We start from the raw sequence: 25277 nt of genomic DNA, 5'->3' as shown, positions 1-25277 counted from the left end.
CGCGACCTTGAGGCTCGCGCGCAAGCTTGGGCGACGCTATGAGACGTTTCATGGCTCTTTCTTCCTTCCAGAACACCTTCGCCGGAAACCCCCTGAACCGCGCCAGCGAGCGCCGGAAGGACGAGGCCTGGCTGGCCGAACGGCTGAAATCCGACGAATCCCTTGGGCTGGCCATCTGGAACGGCAAGCCCCTGGTGGAGACCAGCAAGGACGGCGGCGTGCAGATCGCCTACCTGCCGGCCAAGATGGTGGCCGAGATGGCCGGCGGGGCCGAGCGCCTGCTGTTCATGGGCCTGTGGAAGGAGACCGCGGTCTTCGCCCTCGACATCGAGGGCGGGGCCGACCCCTGCGACGGGCCCCTGGCGGGCCTGGGCCGGTTCGAGGACCTGCGGGCGCTGGCCACCCGCCTGCCCCACACCGACGCCGCCATCCTGGCCACGGCCAAGCAGATGTTCGAATGGCGCCGCCGCCACAAGCACTGCGCCAACTGCGGCGAGCCCTCCCTGGTGGCCGAGGGCGGCTGGAAGCGCGCCTGCCCGGCCTGCAACGCCGAGCACTTCCCGCGCACCGACCCGGTGGTGATCATGCTGGCCGTCCACGGCGAGCGCTGCATGCTGGGCCGCCAGGAAGTGTGGCCCAAGGGCATGTTCTCCTCCCTCGCCGGATTCCTAGAGCCCGGCGAGACCATCGAGGAGGCCTGCGCCCGCGAACTGCACGAGGAGGCCGGCCTGAAGACCTCCTCGGTGGTCTATCACTCCACCCAGCCCTGGCCCTATCCGTCCTCCCTGATGATCGGCCTGATCGCCCAGGTGGAGGACGACGACGCCACCCCCGACCAGACCGAGCTCTCCGAGGTCCGCTGGTTCACCAAGGCCGAGGCCCGGCTGCTACTGGCCGGCAAGCTGGAGAACACCTTCGCCCCCGGCCCCATGGCCATCGCCCACCAGCTCATCAAGGCCTGGGCGGAGAGCTGACTGTTGCCATAGCGCTGGCGGCAGTCCGCGCTAGGGTTTCTCCAACGGGAGGACCCCATGGCTGAACCGCTTTTCCGCAAGCTCGACTGCCTGATGTTGAAGGCGGCCGACCTCGACGCCGGCATCGCCTTCTACACCGACGCCCTGGGCCACCGGGTGATCTGGCGCTCGCCGGTCGCCGCAGGCCTGGCCATGCCGGACACCGACGCCGAACTGGTCCTTCACACCCAGCTGGGTCCCGAGGCCAACCTTCTCGTCGCGGACGTCGACGAAGCCTTTGACCGCTTCCTCGCCGCCGGGGGCCGGGAAATTCGCCAGCCTTTCGACATCCCCATCGGCCGCTGCGCCGTCGTCATGGACCCGCAGGGCAATGTCCTGGTCATGCTGGACCAGTCAAAGGGCAAGCTCGACGCGAACGGGCAGCTGATCGTGACCGCGCCCTAGTCTGCTGCCACACTGCTGTCAGCAGGGTGGTCTAGGCTGCCTCCAACACCGGAGGAAAAAGCCATGTCGGACCAGATCGTTTTCTACACCAACCCCATGTCCCGGGGCCGGATCATCCGCTGGATGCTGGAGGAGGTGGGCCAGCCCTACGAGACCCGCATCCTCGACTGGGCGACCATCAAGGACCCGGCCTATCTTGCCGTGAATCCCATGGGCAAGGTCCCGGCCATCGCCCACGGCGACACCGTCGTCACCGAATGCGCCGCCATCTGCGCCTATCTGGCCGACGCCTTCCCGCAGGCGAACCTGGCCCCGCCGGTGGGGAGCAAGGCGCGCGGCGACTATTACCGCTGGCTGTTCTACGCCGCCGGTCCCGTGGAGGCCGCCGTCACCGCCAAGAGCCTGGGCTTCGAGGTTACCCCCGACAACAAGCGCAGCGCCGGCTGGGGCGACTATGGCGACGTGATGGATACCCTGGAAAAGGCCGTGACCGGTCGCGAGTACCTGGCCGGCGACAGCTTCACCGCTGCCGATCTCTATGTCGGCGCCCATCTCGGCTGGGGCCTGCAGTTCGGCTCCATCGAGGCGCGGCCGGTGTTCAAGGCCTATGCCGACCGCATGGCCGCCCGCCCCGCCGCCGTCCGCGCTCGCGAGATCGACGACGCCTTGATCGCTGCGGCGCACGCCCTGGCCTAGGAACCTCTTCTCCTCTCCCCATTCATGGGGAGAGGGTAGGGTGAGGGGCGCGCAGCAGGGCTGCGCGTTGCTGACGTGGTGAGTTTCTGAACCTCGGAAAGAGCCCTCACCCTACCCTCTCCCACAAGTGGGAGAGGAGAAGAGCGCCCCTACCGCCGCAGCGTCAGGATGACCTCGACGTCCTCGGCCCGGCGATTGCGGACCTCCATCCGGGCCTGGCCGAGCGCATTGGACAGGTCCTTGACGAACTCAGCCAGCGGCCCGCCGTGCAGGCCGCGCACCCGGATCATGTAGGGGGGCGGAAGCTCGCTCATGCCGTTGGCCCAGATCATCGAGTCCACGAAGGACTCGATGCTGTTCCCGTGCCCGGGCAGGGCGCGGATCTCGCTCTTCAGGTCCTCGCAGAAGGCCTTGATGCTGGGATAGGCCGCCCCGTCCATCTCGATGGTGCGCATCAGACGTGGGCCCGGAACGGATCGGCGGGATAGACCCCCAGGATCTCGAACCGCTCGGAGAAGAACTGCAGCTCCTCGAAGGCCAGCGCCAGGCTGCGGTCCTCGGGCCGGCCGTCCACCTCGGCGTAGAAGAAGGTCGCCGTGAAGGCGCCGTTCTCCATGTAGCTCTCCAGCTTGGTCATGTTCACCCCGTTGGTGGCGAACCCGCCCATGGCCTTGTAAAGGGCCGCTGGCATGTTGCGGACCCGGAAGACGAAGCTGGTGATGCAGGGGCTGGTGAAGGGCGGCGCCGGCGGATCGCGGTCGGCGGTCATCACCAGGAAGCGGGTGGTGTTGTTGTGGGTGTCCTCGACGTCGCGGGCCAGGATCTCCAGGCCGTAGAGCTCGGCGGCGAGCGCCGGGGCGATGGCGGCCTTGGTGGGGTCGGGCTTCTCGGCCAGCAGCTTGGCCGAGAGCGCGGTGTCCCCCACCGGCTCGGCGCGCAGCTTCAGGCGGCGCACCACCTGGCGGCATTGGGCCAGCGCGATGGGCATGGAGGACACCGTCTTCAGGTCCTCCAGCTTCACCCCGGGATTGGCCATCAGCTGGAAGTGGATCGGCTTGAACCGCTCGCCGATGATCTTCAGCCCCGAGTTGGGCAGCAGGTGGTGCACGTCGGCCACCCGCCCGGCGATGGAGTTCTCCACCGGGATCATGCCCAGCTGGCAGTCGCCGGTCTTGATGGCCTCGAAGGCCTCCTCGAAGGTCGGATGGGCCACCGGCTCCATGTCCGGGAAGGCCGCCAGGCAGGCCTCGTGGCTATTGGCCCCCAGCTCGCCCTGGAAGGCGATCCGTCCCTTGTTCATGACTTGTCCCTAAGCTGGCGAGCAAAGGCCCGCGCCCGCTCCAGATCGGCGGGGTTGTCCACCGAGATCGGCGCGGAGTCGACCACCGTCGCCCAGATGGAGAGCCCCAGCTCCATGGCCCGCAGCTGCTCCAGCTTCTCGCGCCGTTCAAGCGGCGAGGGCGGGGCCCGGGTGAAGGCCTCCAGGGCCGCCCGGCGATAGGCGTAGATGCCATGGTGATGCCACACCGGCCCGTCGCCATAGAGGGTCGAGCGGGTGAAATAGAGCGCCCGGCCGGTCTTGCCGTCCGCCGCCATGGCCAGCACCGCCTTGACCATGTCGGGATTGGTGCGGACCTCCGGCGAGGACTCCTTCTCCACGATGGTGGCGATGTCGCAGGAGGGCTGGTCCGCCAGCAGGGCCGCGCAGGCGGCGATGTCGGCCGGCGCCACGAAGGGCATGTCGCCCTGCAGGTTGATCACCACGTCGTGGGCGCCCTGCGGGTCCAGCTCCGCCAGGGCCGCCACCAGCCGGTCGGAGCCCGAGGGCAGGTCCGGATCGGTGAGCACCGCCCGCCCGCCGGCCGCCTTCACCGCCTCGACGATCGCCGAATCACCCGCCGCCACCGCCACCGGACCGAGGTTCGCGGCCTGGGCCTGGCGGAGAACCCGCACGATCATGGGCACGCCCTCGATGTCGGCGAGGGGCTTGTTGGGCAGGCGGGTGGCCGCAAGACGCGCGGGAATAAGGACGATCGGGTTCATAGTATCCTGGAGCAACCAACTGGCCGGTTGCGCCAGCGCCGGTAGCGTGTAAGAGACGCGGGCGCAATAAGGGGCGGGGATTCCCGCGCTTCCGCCGGTCTTCGGACCGGCCGATTAGAGGGCCGATTTCAAGACGATGAGCGACCTTACGTTCAACAAAGTCGCCGGCGCCGTGCTGGCGACGGGTCTGGCCATTGTCGGCCTTCGCGAACTTTCCTCCGGCATCTTCTCGACCGAAAAGGCCGAGAAGCCCGGCTACGCCATCGAGGTGGCCGCCGAAGCCGGCCCCGGTGGCCCGGCCGTCGAGGCCCCCATCGACTGGGGGACGGTCCTGCCGACCGCCGACGTCGCCGCGGGCGAGGCGGTCTTCGCCAAGTGCAAGTCCTGCCACACCATCGATCAGGGCGGCGCCAACGGCACCGGCCCGAACCAGTGGGGCATCGTCGGCCGCAAGCCCGGCAGTCACGCCGGCTTCGCCTATTCGGCCGCCATGGTCGAATACGGTTCCAAGAACCCGGTCTGGGACTTCGAGCGCCTGTCGGAGTTCATCAAGAACCCCGCCAAGGACGTGCCCGGCACCAAGATGGGCTTCGTCGGCCTGAAGAAGCCGGAAGACCGCATCAACCTGCTGGCGTACCTGCACACCAAGGGCGCCACCATCCCGTTCCCGGCCCCGAACCCGGCCGCCGCCGCGGCGCCCGCCGCCCCGGCCGAAGGCGCGGCGGCCACGGCTGCGACCCCCACGGCCACCGGCTCGACGGCCACGCCGCCCGCCACCGCCGGCGGCCCCGCCGGCCAGGCCCCCACCACGGGCGCGGCCGCGGCTCCCACCGCCACCAAGTAAGACACCGCCTCGCCCCTTCGGGGACAGGCCGGACGACAGGACCCTCCGCATCGCGGGGGGTCTTTTCGTATGGGCGCTGCTCCGTCATCCCGGCCGCAGCGCAGCGGAGAGCCGGGACCCAGGGGCCCAGCCCTCCGCCCTGGGTCCCGGATCGGCCTGTCGGCCGTCCGGGATGACGTCGTGAATATGCGGAGGGCGCCCCCTAGATCCGCCGATATCCCGTCGGCTGGCCGGTGCTGGTGGCCGCGATCCGCGCCACCGCCTCCGCCAGGGGCTCGACGGCCACGGCCATGTGGTGGGCATTGGCGTGCAGGATGGTGGCCGGGTCCAGCAGGATCGCCACGTGACCGCGCCAGAACACCAGGTCGCCTCTCAAGAGGACTTCGGCTCGCACGGCCTGTCCCATGAGCGCCTGCTGGTCGGTGTCCCGCGGGCAGGCCCGGCCGCAGGCCAGCAGGGCCTGCTGCACCAGGCCCGAGCAGTCCAGCCCCAGGCTCTCTCGCCCGCCCCACAGATAGGGCGCGCCGAGATAGCGCTGCGCCACCGCCACGAAGTCGGTCTCGAAGACCCCGATGGACGACAGGTGCGCCTCGACGAACCAGCCGCACCCGGCGGCCTTGGCGAACCGGCCTTCGCGCGCCTCCACCGCCACCAGGGCGCCCAGGGAATAGGGCCCCAGCGCCCGGCTCTTGATGCTGGGATCCTTGAAGGCGTAGGTGCGGATCGCCGCCACCCGGTGGGTCGGGGCCGGCGCCAGGGGGGCGAGGTCGGTCCGGGCCACATAGCCCACATAGCCGTCGCGGGGCGCCTGGCCCCAGCAGAAGCCGGCCCTCTCCTCCAGCACCTCGAAGGTCTCGCCGAACAGCAGCTGGTCCACCTGCTCGGCGTCCCCGTCGGGGGCCGCGCGCAGGGCGGCGGCGGGCGCCGCCGCCGTCATCGGGGTCGGATCGGCATAGGCGCTGGCCGCCGCCAGCCCCTCCAGGGACCGGGCGGCGAGGTCGGGACGGGCCAGGGTGTTACGCGGGTCGAGGCTCACGCAAACCGCGTCCGGATCATCTGGTAGAGCGCCCGGATGGCCTGCGCCTCCGCGCCCGCCGTCCAGCCCGGCCGGTTGCGCGGGTTCCAGGCGAAGATGTCGAAGTGCGCCCAGGCGCCGGCCGGCGCGAACCGCTGCAGGAACAGGGCCGCCGTCACCGAGCCCGCCTGGGCCCAGCCGTCCGGGTCGTTCTTGATATCGGCCACGTCGCTGTCGAGGCTGTCGACATAGCCCTTCCAGAGCGGCATGCGCCACATCGGGTCGGAGACCTCGGCCATGGCCGCCTCGATCTGGCCCGCCAGCTCCTCGTCGTCGGTGTAGAAGGGCGGCAATTGCGGCCCCAGCGCCGCGCGCGCCGCCCCGGTCAGGGTGGCGAGATCCAGCGTCAGGGCCGGTTCCAACTCGCAGGCCCGCGTCAGGGCGTCGGCCAGGATCAGGCGGCCCTCGGCGTCGGTGTTGCCCACCTCGATGGTCAGGCCCTTGCGGCTGTCCAGCACGTCGCCGGGCCGCATGGCGTCGCCGCTGATGGCGTTCTCCGCCACCGGGACCAGGATCGACAGCCGCACCGGCAGCTGGGCGGCCATGATCATCCGCCCCAGGGCCAGGACGTGGGCGGCGCCCCCCATGTCCTTCTTCATCTGCCGCATGCCGGCCGAGGGCTTGATGTCCAGGCCGCCGGTGTCGAATACGACGCCCTTGCCCACCAGGCAGACCAGGGGCTTGCCGGCCTCGCCCCAGCTCATCTCGATCATGCGGGGGGCGCGGGCCTCCACGGCGGCGCGGCCCACGGCGTGAACGGCGGGATAGTTGGCCTCCAGCAGGCCCTCCCCGGTCACCACGGTGATGGCGGCGCCGTACTGCTCGGCGATCTCGCGGGCGATGGTCTCCAGCTGCAGGGGGCCCAGGTCGTTGGCCGGCGTATTGACCATGTCGCGGGCCAGGGCGCAGGCGTGGGCGATGGAATTGACCTCGGCGACGTCGGCGCCCTGCGCCACCAGGCGCGGCCGGTCATGGGTCTTCTTCTGCTTGTAGCGGTCGAACCTGTAGCTGCCCAAGGCGAAGGCCAGCGCGATCTGGTCGAGGCTGATCCCGGCCGGGGTCGTGGCCATGGCGTAGTCGCCGGTGGGCAGCTTGGCCGGCAGGCCGCGGAACACCATCGGATCGGCGGGGCTGGACCCCAGGCCGAACAGCACCGCCTCGATCGCCCCCTCGGCGCCCGGCAGGACTAGGACCTGGCCCGCCTTGGCCTTGAACTCCGAGAGCTCGGCATAGGCCCTGGCGAAGGCCGCCTGCCCCGCCAGGAACCCCTCCAGCTCGCTGTCGTACAAGGCGTGCACCGGGACGGTGGCGCGCTCGGAGGTCGCAAGGATCACTTCGGTCATGGATCGGCCCTGACGCGGGCGACGCCGCCCGCTTTATGCTTAACGCTTCCTTTAAGCGGCTGGGGGATGGTGTCGAGGATCATCCCGGAGCCTGTCTGTCCATGTGTCGCATGTCGGCCCTCGCCGCAACCGCCCTGGCCCTCAGCCTCGCCGCCGCCCTGCCGGCCGCCGCCGCCAAGCCGCCGGAGGTCAAGGCCGCGCCGGCCCCCGCCGCGCCCGCCGTCCAGCGCGCCACCGCCGAGGAACGCGGCCTGGCCGCCCGCCTCGATCCCCTGGCCCGCGCCGCCTTCTGGGGCCGGGAGACCGACATCGATCCCCGCGACGCCGAGGCCGGGGTGAACCTCGCCCAGGCCCTGCGCGCCATGGGCAAGTACGACGACGCCGCCCAGGCCGCCCAGCGGGTCCTGGTGATCGATCCCAAGAACGTCGAGGCCCTGCTGGAGGTCGCCCGCGCCAAGGTCGGCTCCGGCCAGGGCTTCTACGGCATCGAGCCCGCCCGCCAGGCCCAGGCCCTGGCCCCCCGCGACTGGCGCCCGGCCTCCCTGCTCGGCGTGGCCTATGAGCAGGCCGGCCGCCCGGAGGAGGCCCTGGAGGCCCACCGCCAGGCCGCGGCCCTGGCCCCGGAGAACCCCGCCGTCCTCTGCAACCTGGCCCTGTTCTACGCCAGCCACGGGGACGCCCCCCAGGCCGAGACCCTGCTGCGCACCGCCGCCGCCAAGCCCGGCGCCCCCATGGCGGTGCGTCAGAACCTGGCCCTGGTCCTGGGGCTGCAGGGCCGCTTCGACGAGGCCGAGAAACTGGTGCGCCAGGACCTGCCGCCGGAGGCGGTGGCCAACAACATGGCCTTCCTGCGCGCCGTGGCGCCAAACCCGGCCGGACCGCCCCGCTCCTGGGACTCGGTGCGGACGGCCCAGTAGGGGTCTAGGTCGGCTCCGCCGCGGCCCGCGCGCCGGGGAGCCGGAAGCCGGACACTTCCCAGGCCCGCATGGCGTTGCGCGCCGGGCGCTCCACCAGGTGGTGCAGGACCATGGCCGCCGGGATCACGCCGGCGAACATCGCCGCCCAGACCGGCCAGGGCAGCGGCCCCTCGTCGAGGCCCAGGCCCGCGCGGGCGACCCGGGTGAAGACCAGCTCCCAGGGGATGCAGATCATGTAGACCGAGAAGCTCACCTCGCCGAGATAGACCCCCAGCGGCGAGCCCATGATCTTCGAGCCCGTGCTGGCCATGCTGGCGAGCGCCAGGATCAGGCCGCCGAACATCAGCACCATCAGGAAGTCCGGCAGCTCGAAGGCCGCCCCGCCGGCGATGGCGATCAGCAGGCCCGCGGCCAGACCCTTGGCGCCGGCCTGGGAGGTCACCACCCGGTTGCGCCACAGCAGGTAGACGGCGCAGCCGAAGGCGAAGCAGGGCACGATCCGCAGCGCCCCCCAGGCCGTGGTGGCCTCGGTGAGGGGATAGCCGGAGATCAAGGGGAAGATCAGGTTCAGCGCCGCCACCAGCAGGCCGGCCAGCAGGGTCGCCAACCACGGCCGGGCCCGCAGGGGCCAGAAGGCCAGGGCGAAGGCCGGGAAGGTCACATAGGCGAACCATTCGGCGGAGATCGACCAGGAGGGATGGTTCCAGCCCCCGTCCGGCGCCAGGCCCCAGGCCTGCAGCAGCAGCACCTGGGCCGGCAGCGAACTCCAGACCACCACATTGTCCCCGGCCGAGAAGCCGGCCGCCGAGGCCGCGGCGATCAGGGCCGCCAGGCCTCCCAGCGTCGCCAGGTGCACCGGATAGATCCGCGCCAGCCGCGCCCACAGGAAGCTCCCGTAGGAGAACCGCTTCTCCCCGAAGCTCTGCAGATAGACGTGGCAGAGGATGAAGCCCGAGAGGACGAAGAACAGCTCCACCCCCAGATAGCCCTTCTCCACCGCATTGGGCCGCGCGCCGGCCACCAGCTGCGGCCAGTAGTGGTAGAGCACCACCCAGGCCGCGGCGAAGATGCGCAGGGTCGTGAGCGGCTTGAGGTTCTCTGGACGCGGCATGGCCCCATCCTGCGGCCAAACGCCTCAAGGACGGGTAAACGCCCCGGCCCTAGCCCGGCAGCCCTTCCCGGCCGCGGAAGTCCTGGGCCTCGGCCTCCCGCGCCCGGCCCGCCCCCGCCAGCAGGTCGGCCCGCCGGGTCACCGCGCTCAGCCGCCGCGACAGCTCCTCGGCCAGGGTCCGCAGGGCGGCGTCGTCGGCCTCGGCCGGCACGTGGAAGGGCCCGTCCCACACCGTCGCCCCGCGCCCGAAGGGCCAGGCGAAGGTCAGCCGGTCCCAGGTGTCGAGGGTGATGGCGTGGGCCGCCGACACCCCCATGAGATAGATCGGCGCCCCGGTCCGCCGGGCGATCTGCAGGGAGCCGAGCGCGATCACCTCGCCGGGGCCTCGGGGGCCGTCGGGGGTCACCACCAGCACCCCGCCGGCCTTCACCCAGGCCACCGCCTCGCGGAAGGCCGCCACGATGACCCGGGCCTTGGCCGCGTCGCCCTTGCGGGCCGAGGAGGTGCGGATGGCGGGGAAGCGGGCGCGGGCGAGCGCGCGGGCGATGAATTCGCCGTCGCCGGAGGGGGAGACCATGCAGCGCAGGCCCTGCCGCCGCCACCAGACCTGGGCCAGGCCCAGGCAGAGGGGAATGCGGCCGTGCCAGAAGAGGGCTATGGCCGGCTGGCCGGTGACCAGGGCCGGGGCCATCCGCTCCAGGCCCTCGTGCCGCCAGCGGGTGGTGCGCCGCACCAGCGCCAGGTGCAGCCAGAGCGTCCAGCCGAGGACGGCCTGGACGCTCGGTCTACGCAACAGCTTCTTCACGCGGTCGGCCGCCCCAAAACCCCCCGCCGTGGCGGGTCACGAGCGGGCGGGAACCTCTGAAACGCGGGATCTAGGCTGGGGTTTCCGGCTTTTCAACCGGTCCTGAGGCGGCGGCCTAGTGCTGGGCGACCATGTCCTGGACCTTGATCACCGCCGGACCCAGGATGACGATGAACAGCACCGGCAGGAAGAACAGGATCATCGGCACGGTCAGCTTGGCCGGAAGCTGCGCGGCCTTCTTCTCGGCGAAGGCCAGGCGCATGTCGCGGTTCTCCTTGGCCATCACCCGCAGGGCGGCGCCCAGGGGCGTGCCGTAGCGCTCGGCCTGGATCATGGCCGTGGTCACCGAGCGGATGCCGGGATGGTTGGTCCGCATGGCCAGGCCCTCATAGGCCATCCGCCGCTCGGGCAGGTAGGAGATCTCGGCGGTCAGCAGGGTCAGCTCCTCGGCCAGCTCGATGGAGGTGCCGCCGATCTCCTGGCTGACCTTCTGGATCGCCGCCTCGATGGACATCCCCGATTCCACGCAGATCAGCAGCAGGTCGAGGCTGTCGGGGAAGGCGCCGACGATGCTCTCCCGGCGCTTCTGGGCCACGTTGCTGATGTAGATGTTGGGGGCGTAGTAGCCGAGCGTCAGGCCCACGACGCAGCAGACCACCCGGTTCATCGGACTCAGGCCGAAGTCGTTGACCAGGAACAGGTAGAGGGCGGCGGCCAGCGCGAAGGCGAAGGGCAGGACGAAGCGGAAGAAGTAGAAGGTGGACACCGGCTTGGGGCCGCGGAACCCGGCCTGGGCCAGCTTCTCCACCACCTTGGGGTCCTCCAGCAGCCGCGAGAGCTGCAGGCGGTCCACGACCTTCTTGTACATCCCCTCGTCGGCGTGGCGCAGGGTGCCGCCGCCGTTGCTCTTCACCGCCAGGGCCTCGCGGGACTTGCGCCGCAGCTCCTCGCGCCGGGAGGAGACCGACTTCAGCCGGGTCTCCAGGGTCGACTTGTTGATCATCGGCATGGCGATCGAGACGATGGTCGCAAAGCAGACCAGGGCCACGAAGGCCGAGAGCAGGTTGTCGGGATTGGTGAGGGCGGCGATCAGGTTCATGGCCGCTAGATCTTGAAATTGATCATCTTGCGCATCGTGAAGATGCCGAGCGCCATCCAGAACGCGCCCACCGCCAGCATCATGTGGCCGCGGGGATCGTCGAACATCGGCTTCATATAGGCCGGGCTGGTGACGCTGATCAGGGCCACCACGCCGGGCGGCAGGGAGCCGATGATGATGGCCGAGGCCACCGCCTCGCCGGACATGGCCTTGATCTTCTCGCGCATCAGCTTGCGCGCCCGGATCACGCTGGAGAGGTTGCCCAGGGCCTCGGCCAGGTTGCCCCCGGTCTTGGCCTGGATGGCCAGCACGATGGCGAAGAATCGCACCTCCGGGGTCGGCATGCGGGCGTACATCTTGTCCAGGGCCTGGTCGACGGAGACCCCCATGCCGATGGCCTCCACCAGCCGCTTGAACTCGCCGGCCAGGGGTTCCTGGGTCTCCTGGCCGATCACGCGCAGGCTGTCATGCACCGGCAGGCCCGAGCGGATGCCGCGGGTGATGATGTCCATGGCGTCGGGAAAGGCCTCGGTGAACTTCTTGGTGCGCCGGGCCCCCAGGAAGCTGAGCACCCAGCGCGGCGCGCCGAAGCCCGCGGCGAAGCCCAGGCCCAGGCCGATCAGAGGCTTCTGGCCCAGCAGCATGGCCAGCGCCATCACCACCAGGCCGACGATGCCGCAGATGATCCAGAAGCCGCGGACATTGTCCGCCAGCCCGGCCTGCTGCAGCTTGGCGGCCACGGTCAGGGTGGCCTTCTTCTGCTGTTTCTCCTGCTCGCGCAGGGTCTTGAGGATCTGGCGCCGACGCTGGTCCTGGGCGGTGACGGCCGGCCGCCGGCCGCCGCGCTGGGACGGGGCGTCGCGGCCGCCGACGATGGCCTGGGCCCGCTTCAGGGTCCGCGCCTGACCGGTCCCCGGGCCCGACAGCGCCAGGCCCAGCCCGGCGATCACCAGGAAGCCCAGCAGGGCGGCCATGGCGGTGATGAGGGTCGCGCCCATCCCTATTCCGACGCGTCGAGGGCTTCGGCCAGCTCGCGCTCCAGCCCGTAATAGCGGGCGCGGTCCCAGAACCGCGGCCGGGCGATGCCGGTGGAGCGGTGGCGGCCCACCACATTGCCGTCGGCGTCCTCGCCGGTGATCTCGTAGACGAACAGGTCCTGGGTGATGATCACGTCGCCCTCCAGCCCCACCACCTCGGTGATGTGGGTGATGCGACGCGAGCCGTCCCGCAGGCGGGCGGCCTGGACGATGACGTCCACCGAGCCGACGATCATCTCGCGGATGGTTCGCGAGGGCAGGCCGTAGCCCCCCATGGTGATCATCGATTCCACCCGGCTGATGGCCTCGCGGGGCGAGTTGGCGTGCAGGGTGCCCATGGAGCCGTCATGGCCGGTGTTCATGGCCTGCAGCAGGTCGAAGGCTTCCGGGCCACGGACTTCGCCGACGATGATCCTTTCCGGCCGCATCCGCAGGCAGTTCTTCACCAGGTCGCGCATGGTGATCTGGCCCTGGCCCTCCAGGTTGGGGGGCCGGGTCTCCAGCCGCACCACGTGGGGCTGCTGCAGCTGCAGTTCGGCGGCGTCCTCGCAGGTCACCACCCGCTCGGTGGGGTCGATGAAGGCCGTCAGCGTGTTGAGCAGTGTGGTCTTGCCCGAGCCGGTGCCCCCCGAGATGATCAGGTTGCAGCGGCAGGCGCCGATCACGCCGAGAACCCGGGCCCCCTCGGGGCTGATGGACTGATAGTCCACCAGGTTCTTCATGGTCAGCTTGTCTTTCTTGAACTTCCGGATCGTCAGGGTCGGCCCGTCCAGCGACAGCGGCGGGGCGATGACGTTGACCCGGGAGCCGTCCGGCAGGCGGGCGTCGCAGATCGGCGAGCTCTCATCGACCCGGCGGCCCACCTGGCTGACGATCCGCTGGCAGATGTTCATCAGCTGGGCGTTGTCGCGGAACCGGACATTGGTCAGCTGCACCTTGCCGGCCACTTCGATGAACACCCGGCCGGCGCCGTTGACCATGATGTCGGCGATGTCGTCGCGAGCCAGCAGCGGCTCCAGCGGCCCGTAGCCCAGGACGTCGTTGATGATGTCCTGGACGAGCATGTCCTGCTCGGCCACCGACATCGACACGTTCTTGATCGCCACCAGCTCGGCGACGATGTCGCGGATCTCCTCCCCGGCCTGCTTGACGTCCAGCTGGGCCAGCTGGGCCAGGTCGATGGTGTTGATCAGGGCGTTGAAGATCGTGGTCTTGGTGGCGTGGTAGTAGTCGGTCTGCTCGCGCACGACCTGGGTGGCCGGCGCGGGGCCCTGGGCGGCGCGCAGTTGCTCGAAGGCCAGGGTCGCCTTGGGACCGGCCGTGGGCTGGCCCCCGGCCCGCTGCGTCTCCGGGGCGCCCTTGACCGGGGCGACGGAGGGGGCCGGCGCGGCGGAGGGCTCGATCCTCTGGGGACGGGTGGCGATCGCCACGCCCTCGGCCGCGGCCGGAGGCGGGGCCTTGCGGGCCGCGGAGGCATCGCCGTCGGTGGGACGCTTGCCGAACATCTACTTGCGCTTGAACAGACTGCCGAACAGGGAGGTCTTCTGCACCGGCGGCGGGTCGCGGCGGGCGATCTGCTGGGCCAGGAAGTCCAGGCCCTCTGCGGACCGCGACCTGGGCGCCACCTCGCTCAGCATCTGGCCGTTGTTGGCCGCCTGGCCGAACAGCTTGGGATCGAAGGGCAGGCTCAGCGACGGGGTCAGGCCGAGCGCCTCGCCGAAGTCCTTCACCGGGATCTCCGGGCGGCCCGGCACGCCGACCTGGTTCAACACCAGGCGCGGCGGGGCGTCGTTGGGCCGGGCCCGGCGCACCAGGTCGATCATGTTCTTGGCGTTGCGCAGGGAGGCCAGGTCCGGCGTCGCCACGATCACCAGGTCGTCGGAGGACAGCAGGATCTTGCGCGTCCAGGCGGTCCACAGATGGGGCAGGTCCAGCACCACGAAGGGGGCGGCCGAGCGGATCTTCTGGGTGACCTCCTCATAGGCCTCCGGGCCGATGTCGTAGTCGGTGTCCAGGGTGGCCGGGGCGGCGAACAGCGACAGCCGCTCGGTGCAGCGGGCCATCATCCGGTCCATCAGCACCGGGTCCAGGCGGTCGGGCTGGCTGAGCGCGTCGGCCACCCCCTGCAGGGGGTCCTGGTTGAAGTCGAGGCCGGCGGTGCCGAAGGCAAGGTCCAGGTCCACCAGCACCGCGCCGGTGTGCAGGCGCTCGGTGATGGAATAGGCCACGTTGTGGGCCACGGTGGAGGCGCCAGCCCCGCCCTTGGCGCCGCAGAAGGCGATCTGGCGGCCGACGAAGGGGGCGGACGGGTCGGCGTAGAGGCTGGTGACCGTGCGCACCACCTGCAGCGGGTTCAGCGGCGGGACCAGGTACTCGCTGACCCCGCGGCGCATCAGCTCGCGATAGAGGGCGATGTCGTTGGCCGCCCCGATCACCACCACCTTGGTGCCGGGATCGCAGACCTCGGCCAGCTGGTCGAGCTGGGCGATCAGCTGCGGCGCGGGATCCAGGCTCTCCACCATCACGAGCGAGGGGGTGGGCTGGTTCTGATAGGTCTCGAAGGCGCCGGTCAGGCCGCCCATGCGCACCACCACGGCGGCGCGCTCCATCCGGCGGTCGGCGGCGGCCCGCTCCACCAGGTCGGCGGTCTCGGGCTGGGCGCAGAAGACGTGGATGGTGATGCGCGGCAGGGTGTGCTCGCCCAGCGCCGCCTCGGCCCCGGCGATCATCTCGTGGACGGGGTTGGGGATCTGGGGGCGCGGCGGATCGGGCTGGTGCAGGTCGTCGGCCAGGGCGTCGCCGCGCGGATCGCGGGCGTCGGGCTCGCGGGCCGGGGGGAAGTCGGCGAAGGGATCGGCGGCCGAGCCGGCGGGCGCCATCGGCGTCTCGCGCCAGGCGTCGCTGGACGGCGAGGTGAACTCGTCGTCGGCCTCGAACTCCAGATCGAAGGGATCAGCCTGCGGCTTCATGCGCGGAAGGTCCCGGTCATGGCGCCACCGAGGAGATGGCGCCCTTGGCCTGCTTGTCCTCGGCCGAGGAGGTGTTCTCGCCCTTGCGGTACTTTTCCAGCACGTTGATGCGGCGCTGGGCGTCGGAGGGACCCATCTCGGCGGGACGCACCAGGTCGGCCGGATTGGCGATCTGGGCGGCCATGTTGGCGGTCACCGCGCAGCCGAAATTGGGCTGCACCTCGTTGTTGGCCGAGTGGGCGATATTGGTCCATTCCCGGCCGCAGCGCGGCAGGGTCACCTGATAGCGGGTGTAGCCGACCCGCACCGGGGCGCCGGCCTCGGCGGCGGCGTCGTAGCCGGCCGTGCGGATCATCGCCTCGGCGACCCCGTGGGCCTGCAGGAAGCTGCGCACGGCCTCGCCAGAGTGGTAGGCGGAGCCAGAGTCGGCGCCGCCGGCCGGGACCTGCACGGTGATGGCCCCGCCGGTGGCGGCCTCGCGCCAGCCGTCCAGGAAGTCCAGCAGGGCGGTCGCCTGATTGGGGGACAGGCCCTGGGCGTGGATCGCCAGGGCGATCTCCTCCTCCATGCCGGTGGCGGTGGCGGCGAAGTGCTCGGTGGGGGTGCGGGCCTCGGCGATGCGGTCGGGGACGTTGGGACTGGCGCAGGCGCTCAGGCTGAACGCCAGGGCCGCCAGGGACAGGGAGGATCTCAGCAGCATGTTCATTCGATCACGTAGCCGTACGGCCCCTGGTAGGCGCGGCCCGCCTGGGCCTCGGGCTTGGCCTTGTAGGCCTTGGTCAGCTGACCCAGCAGCAGGGTCGAGGCGTCGTTGGCCACCTTCATCCCGTCCACCGGGGTCTGCATCCGGTCGGGGCTGGTGGGGGTGACGATATAGGGGGTGACGATCACCACCAGCTCGGTCTCGCCGCTCAGATAGTCGCGGCTCCGGAACAGCGATCCCAGCACCGGCAGGGTGGTCATGCCCGGCAGTCCGTCGAGGTTCTGCTTGGTCTTCTCCTGCAGTAGGCCCGCGATCATCATCGAGCCGCCCGAGGACATCTCCACGCTGGTCTCGGCGCGGCGGACATTGAGGGCCGGGATGGTCAGGGCGGTGCCGGTGGAGGCGCTGGTGACGCTGAAGGAGCCCTGGCTGGTGAGCTCGGAGACCTCGGTGGAGATCTTCAGCGCGATGCGGCCGGAGGACATCACCACCGGGGTGAAGCCGAGGCCCACGCCGAAGGGCTTGAACTCGATGGTGATCTTGCCGGTGTCGTCCTGGGCCACGGGCACGGGGTACTCGCCGCCGGCCAGGAACTTGGCCGACTCGCCCGACACCGCCGTCAGGTTCGGCTCGGCCAGCATGCGCACCAGGCCCACCCGCTCGAAGGCCTTCAGGGTGCTCTCGGCCTGGTTCAGGCCCGGGTCGCCGGCCGTGGTCTTGTTCGCCGACAGCGGGTCGTTGCGGTCGACGAAGTCGAAGTTCTGGCGCGGATATTCGGTGTGATAGGTGCCGGTGTTGGAGTCATAGACCTGGGTCGGCACCACGACGCTGCGGTTCACCACCGGCTGCTGGGTGGTGTTGAGCTTGTAGCCGGTGGAGATGCCCCCCAGCAGGGCGCCGTTGACCGCGAAGCTGGCCGCCGTGCCCAGCAGGTACTGCGGCTCCCCCAGCTGGTTCATCACCGCGCTGAGATTGAAGCCGAGCTGCTTGATGACGTTGCGCTGCATCTCGACGATGCGCACCTTCAGCATCACCTGGTCCTTGCCGGCGATGGTCATCATGTTGAGGACCTGCTCGGGCTTGTCCACCGAGGCCCGGGCGATCTGCATGGCCTTGTCGGCGTCGCCCAGATTGGCCACCTGGCCCGACAGGATGACGCTGGAATTGATGCCGTCCACCTGCACCCGCGCCCCCGGCAGGATGCGGTTGATGGTCTGGGCGATGGCCGAGGTGTCCTGGTCGACGCGGATGTCGAGGGACAGGATCCGGCGGCCGGTCCCGTCGAAGAACACGGCGTCGGTCTGGCCCGCCTTCATCCCCAGGATGAAGATCCGGCGCGGCGAGCGCAGCACGGCGTCGGCCACGCCGGGCTTGGTCACCAGCACGTCGCGGGCGTCCACCGGCAGTTCGATGATCGCCGACTTGCCCATGGGCAGGGACAGGGCCTGGGTCGCGCCGCCCAGGGCGTTGAGGTCCACGCGGACCACCGCCGAGCCGGTGACCAGTCCGGGCTGGCCCTGGGCCAGGGCGCCGGTGGCCGCGGCGAGGCCGACGGTGACGCCGAGAAGGAGGCTGGCGAGACGGGTCATTTGACGAGCACCTCGCTGGCGGCGCCGCCACGGAAGACGCGCAGGCCGGGGTTGGTCCCGCGGCGGGCGACGCCGCGCGAGGCCGAGCCGCCGAGGTCGGCATAGGAGCGCAGGGCCAGTTGCATCTCGCCCTGGGCCTTGCCGCGGGCCAGCACCTCCATGTCGGAGGCCGGAACCTCCAAGACGGCCACGGCGCCGACGATGGTGCGGGCGTCCTTCTCGGGATCGGTCTTCTGGTCGATGGCCAGGACGCGCAGGTTGCGCATCAGGGTCTCGGTGATGAAGGCGCGGCCGTCGGGGGCCTGGCGGCTCTGTAGCACGTCGACCCGGTCGCCGGGCAGGATGAAGCCGCCGGCCGCGGTCTCGGCGTTGATGGGCACGCTCATGGCCCGCATGCCCGGCGCCAGCACCACGGCCATGTAGCCGCTCTGGCCGCCGCGGACGACCTTGCGAGCCACCACCGGCTCGCCCTTCAGCATGGCCTCCTTGACGATGGAGCCGTCGAAGGCGGCCATCGGGCCCTGGGACATCATGGCGTTGGTGGTCTGGGCGGCTTTCTGGGCGACCTGGGCGGCGCCCTGGACGGGGGCGGCCGGCGCTGCGCCGTCGGTGACGAATTGGGGGTTCAGGGCCTCGACGGGCCAGGGCTGCCAGCTCATGTCGGTGGCCGAGAGCCGGGCGCCCACCGGCAGGTCGCGGCTGGCCACCAGGACATTGGCCATGGGCTTGGCCGGCGCGGCGGCCACGGCGACCGGGGCCGGCGGCTTCTTCGGGGCCACCATGCCGCGCACGAGGAACGCCAGCACAATGGCGACGATCGCGGCGACGGCGAAGATGGCGATGCGGACGGCGCCCATGAACGACTACTCGAGGCTCCCGCGTGAGCAGGTGGCTGGCCGGCGGCCCCGCGATCCGCGAGTGGCGCGCACGATTCGAAACTCCCGACCTTCTGCCGGCGCCTCGCTTTTGGGGCCCGCATGGTTAACGCGGGCTAAAGGAATGGCTTCAGAAGAGCCCGGGAAAGGCCAGCGCCAGGGTCGAGGCCGGGAAGGCGGCGAGCGCGCCGGCCGCGATCGCCACGCCATAAGGGACATTCTCCCCCGGAGTGGCCAGGCGGCCGACCCAGGCCGGGCCGCTCTGGACATAAGGCCGCACCCACATCGAACGCAGAGCCAGCAGGGCCAGCGCCAGGGCGCCGCCGGCCACGCCGGTCACCAGCAGGTAGGTGGCGGCCGCCGGCCAGCCGAGCCAGAGACCGGCCGCGGCGAACAGCTTGGCGTCGCCGCCGCCGATCCAGCCCAGGGAGAACATCACCATGCCCATGACCAGGGCGATGAGGCCCACCCCGGCGTGCAGGCCGATGGCGCCGGCGTCCACCCCCAGCGCCAGGGCGGCGGGGAAGAAGGCGAGGATCAGGGCGCCGGAGATCCAGTTGGGGATGGTGTAGCTCACCGCGTCGCGCAGGGCGCCGACGATCACCAGGGCGGGGAAGATGCAGAGCAGGGCGGCCTGCAGGATCGGGAGCATGGGAGGAACCATCGGAAGCGGCGTGCCGGGCGATCCTGGCGCCATCGGATGAACGGAGGGTTTCAGACAGCGAAAGGGCCGCGGCGCTTTCGCACCGCGGCCCCCGCAATGTTTCGGAGCGAGGCCGCTTATTGCGGCATCGCGGTCCCGATCTTGGTGAAGGTGCCGGCGATCTTGCCCGACAGGGTGTTCATCGCGGTGATGAGCACGACGGCGATCAGAGCCGCGATCAGGCCATACTCGATGGCCGTGGCGCCGGATTCATCCTTCAGGAAGCGGGTGACGAACTTGGACATGGTGGTCTCCTTGAGTTTGCGAACCAGTTGGTGAGTGAGGGATCAAGTCACCGACTTGCTCGCCCCGAATTGCAGGATCAATTTCGCCCACCGCGCTTAATGCTGAGTAAACACGGAAGTATTCGACGAGAACTTTCTATGGTTTACTTTCGTTTACTGTGAACATCGGTTAACCATGCACCCGGATTCGGCCCGGAATCGGGGTTTTTGCATAATGATTCTCGCGCGCGCGTGAGTCGGTCTTTTGTTCAGCGTTTCTTGACCATTCGAGGCCAGGTTCGGATCAGGTTTTTTTTCGGGTCCCCCATGCGCCGTCCCCTGCTCGCCGCCCTCCTCGCCGTCCTGAGCGCCTTCCTCGGCGTCTCGGCCGCCGCCGCGGCGGGCGCGATCTCGGCCCCGATCGACCAGGGCGTCCGCATCAGCCTGCCGGCCGGAGCCCGCGACGTGATGATCGGCAACCCGGCCATCGCCGACATCAACGTGGTCGACAGCCGCACCGCGGTGGTCCAGGGCCGCGCCTATGGCGTCACCAACCTCATCGTGGTGGACGCCCGCGGCCGCACGATCCTCGACCGCCAGGTGACGGTCTCGGCGCCGGACGTGAACCGCATCTCGGTCTATCGCGGCCCCAGCGGCGGCAACGAGGTGCCTCACGTCGACAACTACGCCTGCGCCGGCCGCTGCGAGCGCACCCCGATGCCGGGCGAGACCGAGATCGAGTACAATCGCTACAGCATCGGCTTCAACGCCTACGCCATGCGCGCGGCCGAGGCCCGCCGGGCCATGGGCGGCGCGGCGCCCAGCCCCTAAACCTTCGATTCAGCAGACTTGGCTATGCTGGCGCCTCGATCGCCCTTCGAGGACGCCATGCGCCGCCGCCTTCTCCGCCTCTCCGACCGGCTGACGCGGTTTTCCCGCGCCACCCGCGGCGCCACCGCGGTCGAGTTCGCCATCGTCGCCCTGCCCTTCTGCGCCCTGATGTTCGGCATCATCGAGCTGGGCCTGGTGTTCATGGTCTCGGTGACCCTGCAGAACGCCACCGACAACGCCGCCCGCCAGATCCGCACCGGCCAGTTCCAGAGCAGCGGCTCCAACGCCAAGGGCGACTTCAAGACCCTGGTCTGCGACCGCATGTCCTGGCTGCAGAGCTCCTGCGGCAACAAGCTCACCGTGGCCGTCGAGACCTTCGCCAACTTCACCGCCGCCAGCGGCTCCAGCCCCACGGCCGGCACGGCCTTCACCCAGGCCGCGGCCGACGCCACCTGCTTCTCCACCGGCGCCCCCGGCGACATCGTCCTGGTGCGGTCCTACTACCAGTGGGACGTCTTCACCCCGCTGCTGAACGCCGCCCTGGTGAACATGGGAACCGGCTCGGGCAAGCGGCTGATCTCCACCGTCGCCACCTTCCGCAACGAGCCCTACTCCTCGCAGACTCCGGTGGGCGCCAAATGTTCCTGAGAAACCTGATCGGCGACCGCCGCGGCGCCGCGGCCGTCGAGTTCGCCTTCGTCGCCCCGGTGATGATCCTGATCTATTACGGCATGGCCGAGCTGACCCAGGGCATGATGGCCGACCGCCGGGCCAGCCACGTGGCCTCGGCCATCGGCGACCTGGTGGCCCAGGACACCGACATCACCTCCACCGAGATGACCGACATCTTCAATGTCGGAAAGGCGATCGTCGCCCCCTTCCCGTCCTCGGCCCTCTCCATGCGGGTCACCAGCATCCGCAAGGACGCCGGCGGCGTCGCCCAGGTGATGTGGTCGAAGGGCTATGGAAGCATGGCGGCGGCCACATCGGCGCCCACCCTGCCCGCCGGCCTGGTGGCCGCCAATGAGAGCGTCATCCTGGCCGAGGCCAGCTATGTCTACACCTCCCCGGTGCAGAAGGCCCTGCCGGCCCCCATGACCTTCAGCCAGAAATATTACCTCAAGCCGCGCAAGACCAGCCAGGTGACCTTCACCCCCTAGCGCACGGCGCGGGCGATCTCCGCGACGAGGTCCGAGCCCGCCAGGGGCTGGCCGTCCAGGCTGGCGGCGGCCCGCACGCCGATCAGGCTGTTGGTGAGGAACACCGCCTGCGCCGCCCGCAGGACCTCGACGCCGGCCGCGACCTCGATCACCGGGACCGCCGCCATCACCTGGCGGCGCACGATGCCCTCCAGCACCCCGCAGGCCAGGGCCGGGGTGAAGACCTGGCCGCCCCTCACCCAGAACAGGTTGGCCGCCGCCGCGCAGGCCACCTCGCCGGCCCCGTTCAGCATCACCGCCTCGTCGGCGCCCGCCGCCAGGGCCTCGCGCCGGGCCAGCACATTGTCGAGATAGGACAGGGTCTTCAGCCGCGAGGCCGGCGAGCCGGCGTTGCGCGCCACCGTGCTCACCATCAGTCGCGCGGGCGTCGTCGGAACCTTCGAGGCCGCCGCGGTGGCCAGCAGCCGGGGCGACAGGGCGGCGGGCCGCTCCAGCCCCCGCCCGCCCGATCCGGCCGTATAGGTCAGCCGCACCGCCGCCCGTCCCCGGGTAAGCCCGGCCTCGGCCAGCGCCCGGACCATCAGCGCCTCGGCCTCCCCCGCCTCCGGCGCCGGCAGGCCCAGCGCCGCGCAGCCCGCCGCCAGCCGATCCAGGTGGGCCGGGGCCTCCACCAGCCGCCCGTCCGTCGCCAGCAGGGTCTCGAACAGCCCGTCCCCCAGCAGCAGGCCGCGATCGTCGAGGGGGATCACGCGCCCGCCTCCATCGCGCGGAGCAGGGCCGCGATCTTCGCCTCCGTCTCCCGCCGCTCGGCGCGCGGATCGCTGTCGGCGACGATGCCGGCCCCCGCCCGGGCCTCGACCCGCCAGCCGTCCGCGTCCTGCACGCAGGCCGCCGTGCGGATCAGCACGCTGGAATCGAAAGCCCCGTCGGCGCCCGCCCAGAACAGCGAGCCGCAATAGGGCCCGCGCGGCGTCTCCAGGCCCGAGATCACCTTCATGGCCTGGACCTTGGGCGCTCCGGTGATGGAGCCCGGCGGGAAGGCCGCCTTCAAGAGGTCGATCGCCGTCCGCCCCGCCGCCAGCCGCCCGGTCACCGTGGAGACCAGGTGGTGCACGTTGGCGAAGGTCTCGGGCGCGCACAGGCCGGGCACCCTCACGCTGCCGGGGTCGCAGACTCGGGCCAGGTCGTTGCGCATCAGGTCCACGATCATCAGGTTCTCGGCCCGGTCCTTCAGGCTGGCCGCCAGCTCGGCCACCAGGTCGGCGTCCTGCGCCGCCGTGGCGCCGCGCGGCCGGGTGCCCTTGATCGGCCGGGTCTCGGCGACGCCGCCCGCCTCCACGGCGATGAAGCGCTCCGGCGAGTTGGAGACCACCGCCCGGCCGGCCAGCCGCAGATAGGCCGCGAAGGGCGCCGCGCTCTGCCCGGCCAGCCGCGCCAGCAAGTCGAAGGGCGTCGCCCCCGCCGCCAGCCGCCCCGTCCAGGCCCGCGCGACATTGGCCTGGAAGATCTCGCCCGCATGGATGCGGCCCACCACCTCGGCGACGGCGGCCTCGTAGGCCTCGCCGTCCGACGCCGTCAGGCCCGCCGTCAGGGTCCCCCGCGTCGCCGGCCTGGGCAGGTCCTGCAGCCAGCCCATCGCCTCGAAGGCGGCCTGCTCGCTGTCGGCCTCGTCGAAGCCGCGGCCGATGGCCACCACCTGGCGGTCCTGGTGGTCGAAGGCGAGCACGCTGGCATAGAGCCCCACCGCCAGGTCGGGCCAGTCGGGATTCCGCGCCAGGCCGAGCGCCTCCACCCGGTCTCCCAGTTCATAGGACGCCAGGCCCGCCAGCCCCCCCTGGAACGGCGGCCCGCCCCGGGCGGTCTCGCCAGGCGGACCCAGCAGTTGGGAAAGCGACGCGAAGGGGTCGGCCGCGTCGCTGGCGGACAGGGTCAGGACGGCCTCGGGCTTGCGCGCCAGATAGGACCACCGCGCCCGCGGCCCCTCGCCCCCGGACAGGAAGCCGATCGCCCACGGCTCCCCGGCGAAGGCCGACAGCACCTGGAGCGGCTCGCGCCAGGACGTCCGAAGCTGGGCTGCGACGCGCATGGGCCGGGCCTTACCCGCCTGGAGGGTCGAAGGAAAGGAGTCGGTGAGCTTGGCGCCCTCGCTTGGAATTGAATCGGAGGCGCCCCTGCGGCGGAGCGCCCCCCTCACCCTACCCTCTCCCCCAGGGGGGAGAGGAGCGTCAACGGCGAACTTCCAGCGACCACCTCCTCTCCCTATGCGGGGGAGAGGGTGGGTGAGGGGGCTCCCGAACCGCGCAAGCCTGACCGTCAGACCACCCGCCGATCCCCGCCCTTGACGAACAGCAGCCCCACGAACCCCACCAAGAGCAGCAGGGCGATGGCCGCGAAGCCCCCCTGCTGGGTCTTGAACACCTGGGTCCCCAGATTGACCAGGAACGACCCCAGCCACACCGTGGCCGTGCCCGAGAGCGCATAGACCCCGAAGAAGGTCCCGGTCTGCTCGGGCGGGGTCAGCCGGGTCAGCAGGGTGCGGCTCGAGGCGTACTGGGCGGTGACGAAGATGGCGTTGGAGAAGCCGATCAGGATGTAGACCACCTGCGGCCAGGTCCCGAACATCCCCTCCCACAGCCGTACGGAGGGGTCGAAGGTCCACAGGTAGAGGATGCGGTCCGGCGCCATCCCCAGCAGGGCGACGATGCCAATCAGCGACATGCCGATCTCGATCTGCACCGCCCGCTTGGGGCCGAACCCCGCGTCGAGCCAGCGGCCGACAAAGCCCCCCAGCACCGCCAGCACGCTGAGGATGATCCCCAGCATCAGCAGTTCCAGCGCCCCCCACTTCATCACCCCGGCCGAATAGATGCCGAAGTAGATCAGCAGCGCGGTCATGCCGTCGTAATAGAACATGCGCGAGGCCAGGTAGATCGCCGCCTCCCGGTAGCCGCCCATCGCCTTGATCATCCGCCAGAGCTCCGACGCCCCGCTGGAGAAGGCCTTCAGGGCCGGGATGTCGCTGCGCGGCGCGTCCGGCGTGAACAGGAAGAGCGGAATGGCCCCGAGCGCGAACATCACCGCGGCGATGGGCGCCACGATCCGCTCGTGCTCGTGCATCACGACGTCGAGGCCGAACAGCGGCTTGGCCGGCACGAAGCCCCAATCCACATGGCCCGGCAGGGCGAAGGCCCAGGCGCAGAAGATCAGGGCGCTCACCGAGCCGAGATTGCCCAGGGCGAGCGCCAGGCCGGAGGCCTTGTGCGCGCCCTCCAGCCCCGCGGCCCGCACCAGCAGCGAATTGTGCAGCACCTCCGAATAGGAGAACAGCACCCCGATCAGCAGCGACAGCGCCATGACGGCGGTGACCGACAGGCCCGACCCGTCCGGCCTGCCCCACCACAGGGCGAAGATGGCCGGGACCATGGTCATCACCACCAGGGCCAGCCAGCCCTTGCGCCGCCCCAGCTTGTCGATGGAGGCGCCCAGGAACGGCGCCGTCGCCATCACGATCCAGCCCGCGTACTGGCTCCAGGACGAGATGATCTGCTGGCCCCGAACGGGATCGCCCACCATGGTCGAGGACACATAGGGCATGAAGACATAGATGGTGATCAGCACCACATAGGGGTTCCGCGCCCCCTCGAAGACCGCCCAGGCGGCCCCGCCCTTGCTCAGCGGCGCGTCCCCGCCGACGCCGGCGATCGCCGGCGGATCGAGAATGGCCGAGGCCCCGTGCGTCTCACTCACCAGCGTCCTCCCAGCCCGCTCTGACGGCGGCTGGGTCCGAGGTTAGCCCCTTGGACGGCGATGTAGAGTCGAAAGTTCTCGATGGAAC

General features: G+C 70.6%; 27 protein-coding genes and 1 pseudogene. 9 read left to right on the top strand and 19 right to left on the bottom strand.

Annotated elements, in window-relative coordinates:
• The first annotated feature begins 50 nt into the window (after nt 1–50).
• The 3 genes from nudC (at nt 51) to ACO06I_RS18850 (ending at nt 2114) form a co-directional block, all read left to right on the top strand.
• Nucleotides 51–974, top strand: coding sequence for an NAD(+) diphosphatase (nudC, locus tag ACO06I_RS18860; protein WP_421934162.1), 924 nt, complete (start codon nt 51–53; stop codon nt 972–974).
• Between the two features lie 57 nt (nt 975–1031).
• Complete coding sequence (locus ACO06I_RS18855; RefSeq protein ID WP_421934161.1) at nt 1032–1418, top strand: VOC family protein; 387 nt, start codon at nt 1032–1034, stop codon at nt 1416–1418.
• A gap of 63 nt (nt 1419–1481) precedes the next feature.
• The gene (locus ACO06I_RS18850; RefSeq protein ID WP_421934160.1) at nt 1482–2114 is read left to right on the top strand and encodes a glutathione S-transferase family protein; all 633 of its coding nucleotides are present in this window, start codon (nt 1482–1484) and stop codon (nt 2112–2114) included.
• A gap of 149 nt (nt 2115–2263) precedes the next feature.
• On the opposite strand, the gene ACO06I_RS18845 is transcribed toward ACO06I_RS18850, so the two are convergent.
• The 3 genes from ACO06I_RS18845 to ACO06I_RS18835 are packed head-to-tail and all read right to left on the bottom strand — an operon-like array spanning nt 2264 to nt 4157.
• Entirely contained in the window at nt 2264–2569 is a 306-nt protein-coding gene (locus ACO06I_RS18845; RefSeq protein WP_421934159.1) for a hypothetical protein, read from the bottom strand.
• Nucleotides 2569–3414 (bottom strand): prephenate dehydratase, encoded by an 846-nt coding sequence (locus ACO06I_RS18840; protein ID WP_421934158.1) that lies wholly within the window; start codon nt 3412–3414, stop codon nt 2569–2571. The genes ACO06I_RS18845 and ACO06I_RS18840 overlap by 1 nt, the downstream gene beginning before the upstream one ends.
• Nucleotides 3411–4157, bottom strand: a complete 747-nt coding sequence (locus ACO06I_RS18835; protein ID WP_421934157.1) for a 3-deoxy-manno-octulosonate cytidylyltransferase — start codon at nt 4155–4157, stop codon at nt 3411–3413. The genes ACO06I_RS18840 and ACO06I_RS18835 overlap by 4 nt, the downstream gene beginning before the upstream one ends.
• A 136-nt stretch (nt 4158–4293) precedes the next feature.
• Between ACO06I_RS18835 and ACO06I_RS18830 the strand changes: the two genes are divergently transcribed.
• Together ACO06I_RS18830 and ACO06I_RS18825 are read left to right on the top strand one after the other, a co-directional pair.
• A complete protein-coding gene (locus ACO06I_RS18830; protein WP_421934156.1) occupies nt 4294–5001 on the top strand; it encodes a c-type cytochrome in 708 nt (235 codons plus the stop codon).
• Between the two features lie 85 nt (nt 5002–5086).
• Nucleotides 5087–5184, top strand: a pseudogene (locus ACO06I_RS18825) (hypothetical protein); the annotation flags it as partial.
• A gap of 19 nt (nt 5185–5203) precedes the next feature.
• Here the strand turns inward: ACO06I_RS18825 and ACO06I_RS18820 are convergent.
• Together ACO06I_RS18820 and ACO06I_RS18815 are read right to left on the bottom strand one after the other, a co-directional pair.
• Complete coding sequence (locus ACO06I_RS18820; RefSeq protein ID WP_421934155.1) at nt 5204–6037, bottom strand: NlpC/P60 family protein; 834 nt, start codon at nt 6035–6037, stop codon at nt 5204–5206.
• Entirely contained in the window at nt 6034–7419 is a 1386-nt protein-coding gene (locus ACO06I_RS18815) for a leucyl aminopeptidase family protein (RefSeq protein WP_421934154.1), read from the bottom strand. The genes ACO06I_RS18820 and ACO06I_RS18815 overlap by 4 nt, the downstream gene beginning before the upstream one ends.
• 101 nt (nt 7420–7520) lie before the next feature.
• Between ACO06I_RS18815 and ACO06I_RS18810 the strand changes: the two genes are divergently transcribed.
• The gene (locus tag ACO06I_RS18810) at nt 7521–8336 is read left to right on the top strand and encodes a tetratricopeptide repeat protein (RefSeq protein WP_421934153.1); all 816 of its coding nucleotides are present in this window, start codon (nt 7521–7523) and stop codon (nt 8334–8336) included.
• A gap of 4 nt (nt 8337–8340) precedes the next feature.
• Here ACO06I_RS18810 and ACO06I_RS18805 read toward each other — a convergent pair whose 3' ends face one another.
• The 11 genes from ACO06I_RS18805 to ACO06I_RS18755 form a co-directional block, all read right to left on the bottom strand.
• Nucleotides 8341–9447, bottom strand: a complete 1107-nt coding sequence (locus ACO06I_RS18805; protein WP_421934152.1) for an acyltransferase family protein — start codon at nt 9445–9447, stop codon at nt 8341–8343.
• Between the two features lie 49 nt (nt 9448–9496).
• A complete protein-coding gene (locus ACO06I_RS18800) occupies nt 9497–10240 on the bottom strand; it encodes a lysophospholipid acyltransferase family protein (protein WP_421934151.1) in 744 nt (247 codons plus the stop codon).
• Nucleotides 10241–10367: 127 nt separating this feature from the next.
• Nucleotides 10368–11351: a type II secretion system F family protein gene (locus ACO06I_RS18795; protein WP_421934150.1), complete on the bottom strand. Its 984-nt coding sequence runs from the start codon at nt 11349–11351 to the stop codon at nt 10368–10370.
• 5 nt (nt 11352–11356) lie between these two features.
• Nucleotides 11357–12349 carry a type II secretion system F family protein gene (locus ACO06I_RS18790; RefSeq protein ID WP_421934149.1) on the bottom strand — a complete coding sequence of 331 codons (993 nt, stop codon included), beginning with the start codon at nt 12347–12349 and terminating at the stop codon, nt 11357–11359.
• Nucleotides 12350–12351: 2 nt separating this feature from the next.
• On the bottom strand, nt 12352–13893 hold the full coding sequence (locus ACO06I_RS18785; RefSeq protein WP_421934148.1) for a CpaF family protein: 1542 nt from the start codon (nt 13891–13893) through the stop codon (nt 12352–12354).
• Entirely contained in the window at nt 13894–15357 is a 1464-nt protein-coding gene (locus ACO06I_RS18780) for an AAA family ATPase (RefSeq protein WP_421934147.1), read from the bottom strand.
• Between the two features lie 16 nt (nt 15358–15373).
• Entirely contained in the window at nt 15374–16057 is a 684-nt protein-coding gene (locus tag ACO06I_RS18775) for a CpaD family pilus assembly protein (protein ID WP_421934146.1), read from the bottom strand.
• 2 nt (nt 16058–16059) lie between these two features.
• Nucleotides 16060–17649 (bottom strand): type II and III secretion system protein family protein, encoded by a 1590-nt coding sequence (locus tag ACO06I_RS18770; protein ID WP_421934145.1) that lies wholly within the window; start codon nt 17647–17649, stop codon nt 16060–16062.
• A complete protein-coding gene (gene cpaB / locus ACO06I_RS18765; RefSeq protein WP_421934144.1) occupies nt 17646–18506 on the bottom strand; it encodes a Flp pilus assembly protein CpaB in 861 nt (286 codons plus the stop codon). Before cpaB ends, ACO06I_RS18770 begins: the two co-directional genes overlap by 4 nt.
• A gap of 148 nt (nt 18507–18654) precedes the next feature.
• Nucleotides 18655–19176 (bottom strand): A24 family peptidase, encoded by a 522-nt coding sequence (locus ACO06I_RS18760; RefSeq protein WP_421934143.1) that lies wholly within the window; start codon nt 19174–19176, stop codon nt 18655–18657.
• Nucleotides 19177–19304: 128 nt separating this feature from the next.
• Nucleotides 19305–19472 carry a Flp family type IVb pilin gene (locus ACO06I_RS18755; protein WP_293495417.1) on the bottom strand — a complete coding sequence of 56 codons (168 nt, stop codon included), beginning with the start codon at nt 19470–19472 and terminating at the stop codon, nt 19305–19307.
• Between the two features lie 306 nt (nt 19473–19778).
• Here ACO06I_RS18755 and ACO06I_RS18750 point away from each other — a divergent pair, with 306 nt between their 5' ends.
• From ACO06I_RS18750 to ACO06I_RS18740, 3 genes are read left to right on the top strand one after another with little or no spacing between them, the layout of a single operon-like run.
• Nucleotides 19779–20282, top strand: a complete 504-nt coding sequence (locus ACO06I_RS18750) for a pilus assembly protein N-terminal domain-containing protein (protein ID WP_421934142.1) — start codon at nt 19779–19781, stop codon at nt 20280–20282.
• 57 nt (nt 20283–20339) lie between these two features.
• Nucleotides 20340–20930, top strand: coding sequence for a TadE/TadG family type IV pilus assembly protein (locus ACO06I_RS18745; protein WP_421934141.1), 591 nt, complete (start codon nt 20340–20342; stop codon nt 20928–20930).
• Nucleotides 20921–21442: a TadE/TadG family type IV pilus assembly protein gene (locus ACO06I_RS18740; protein ID WP_421934140.1), complete on the top strand. Its 522-nt coding sequence runs from the start codon at nt 20921–20923 to the stop codon at nt 21440–21442. The genes ACO06I_RS18745 and ACO06I_RS18740 overlap by 10 nt, the downstream gene beginning before the upstream one ends.
• On the opposite strand, the gene ACO06I_RS18735 is transcribed toward ACO06I_RS18740, so the two are convergent.
• From ACO06I_RS18735 to ACO06I_RS18725, 3 genes are all read right to left on the bottom strand, one after another.
• Nucleotides 21439–22191, bottom strand: coding sequence for an aminotransferase class IV (locus ACO06I_RS18735; RefSeq protein ID WP_421934139.1), 753 nt, complete (start codon nt 22189–22191; stop codon nt 21439–21441). The two genes, ACO06I_RS18740 and ACO06I_RS18735, sit on opposite strands and share 4 nt — an antisense overlap.
• Nucleotides 22188–23528, bottom strand: coding sequence for an anthranilate synthase component I family protein (locus ACO06I_RS18730; protein ID WP_421934138.1), 1341 nt, complete (start codon nt 23526–23528; stop codon nt 22188–22190). Before ACO06I_RS18730 ends, ACO06I_RS18735 begins: the two co-directional genes overlap by 4 nt.
• A gap of 227 nt (nt 23529–23755) precedes the next feature.
• A complete protein-coding gene (locus ACO06I_RS18725; protein ID WP_421934137.1) occupies nt 23756–25189 on the bottom strand; it encodes an MFS transporter in 1434 nt (477 codons plus the stop codon).
• Between the last annotated feature and the right edge of the window lie 88 nt (nt 25190–25277).

The sequence above is a fragment of the Phenylobacterium sp. genome (assembly GCF_965229015.1).
Classification (GTDB): domain Bacteria; phylum Pseudomonadota; class Alphaproteobacteria; order Caulobacterales; family Caulobacteraceae; genus Phenylobacterium.
This window is presented reverse-complemented; position numbering and strand designations above follow the sequence as displayed.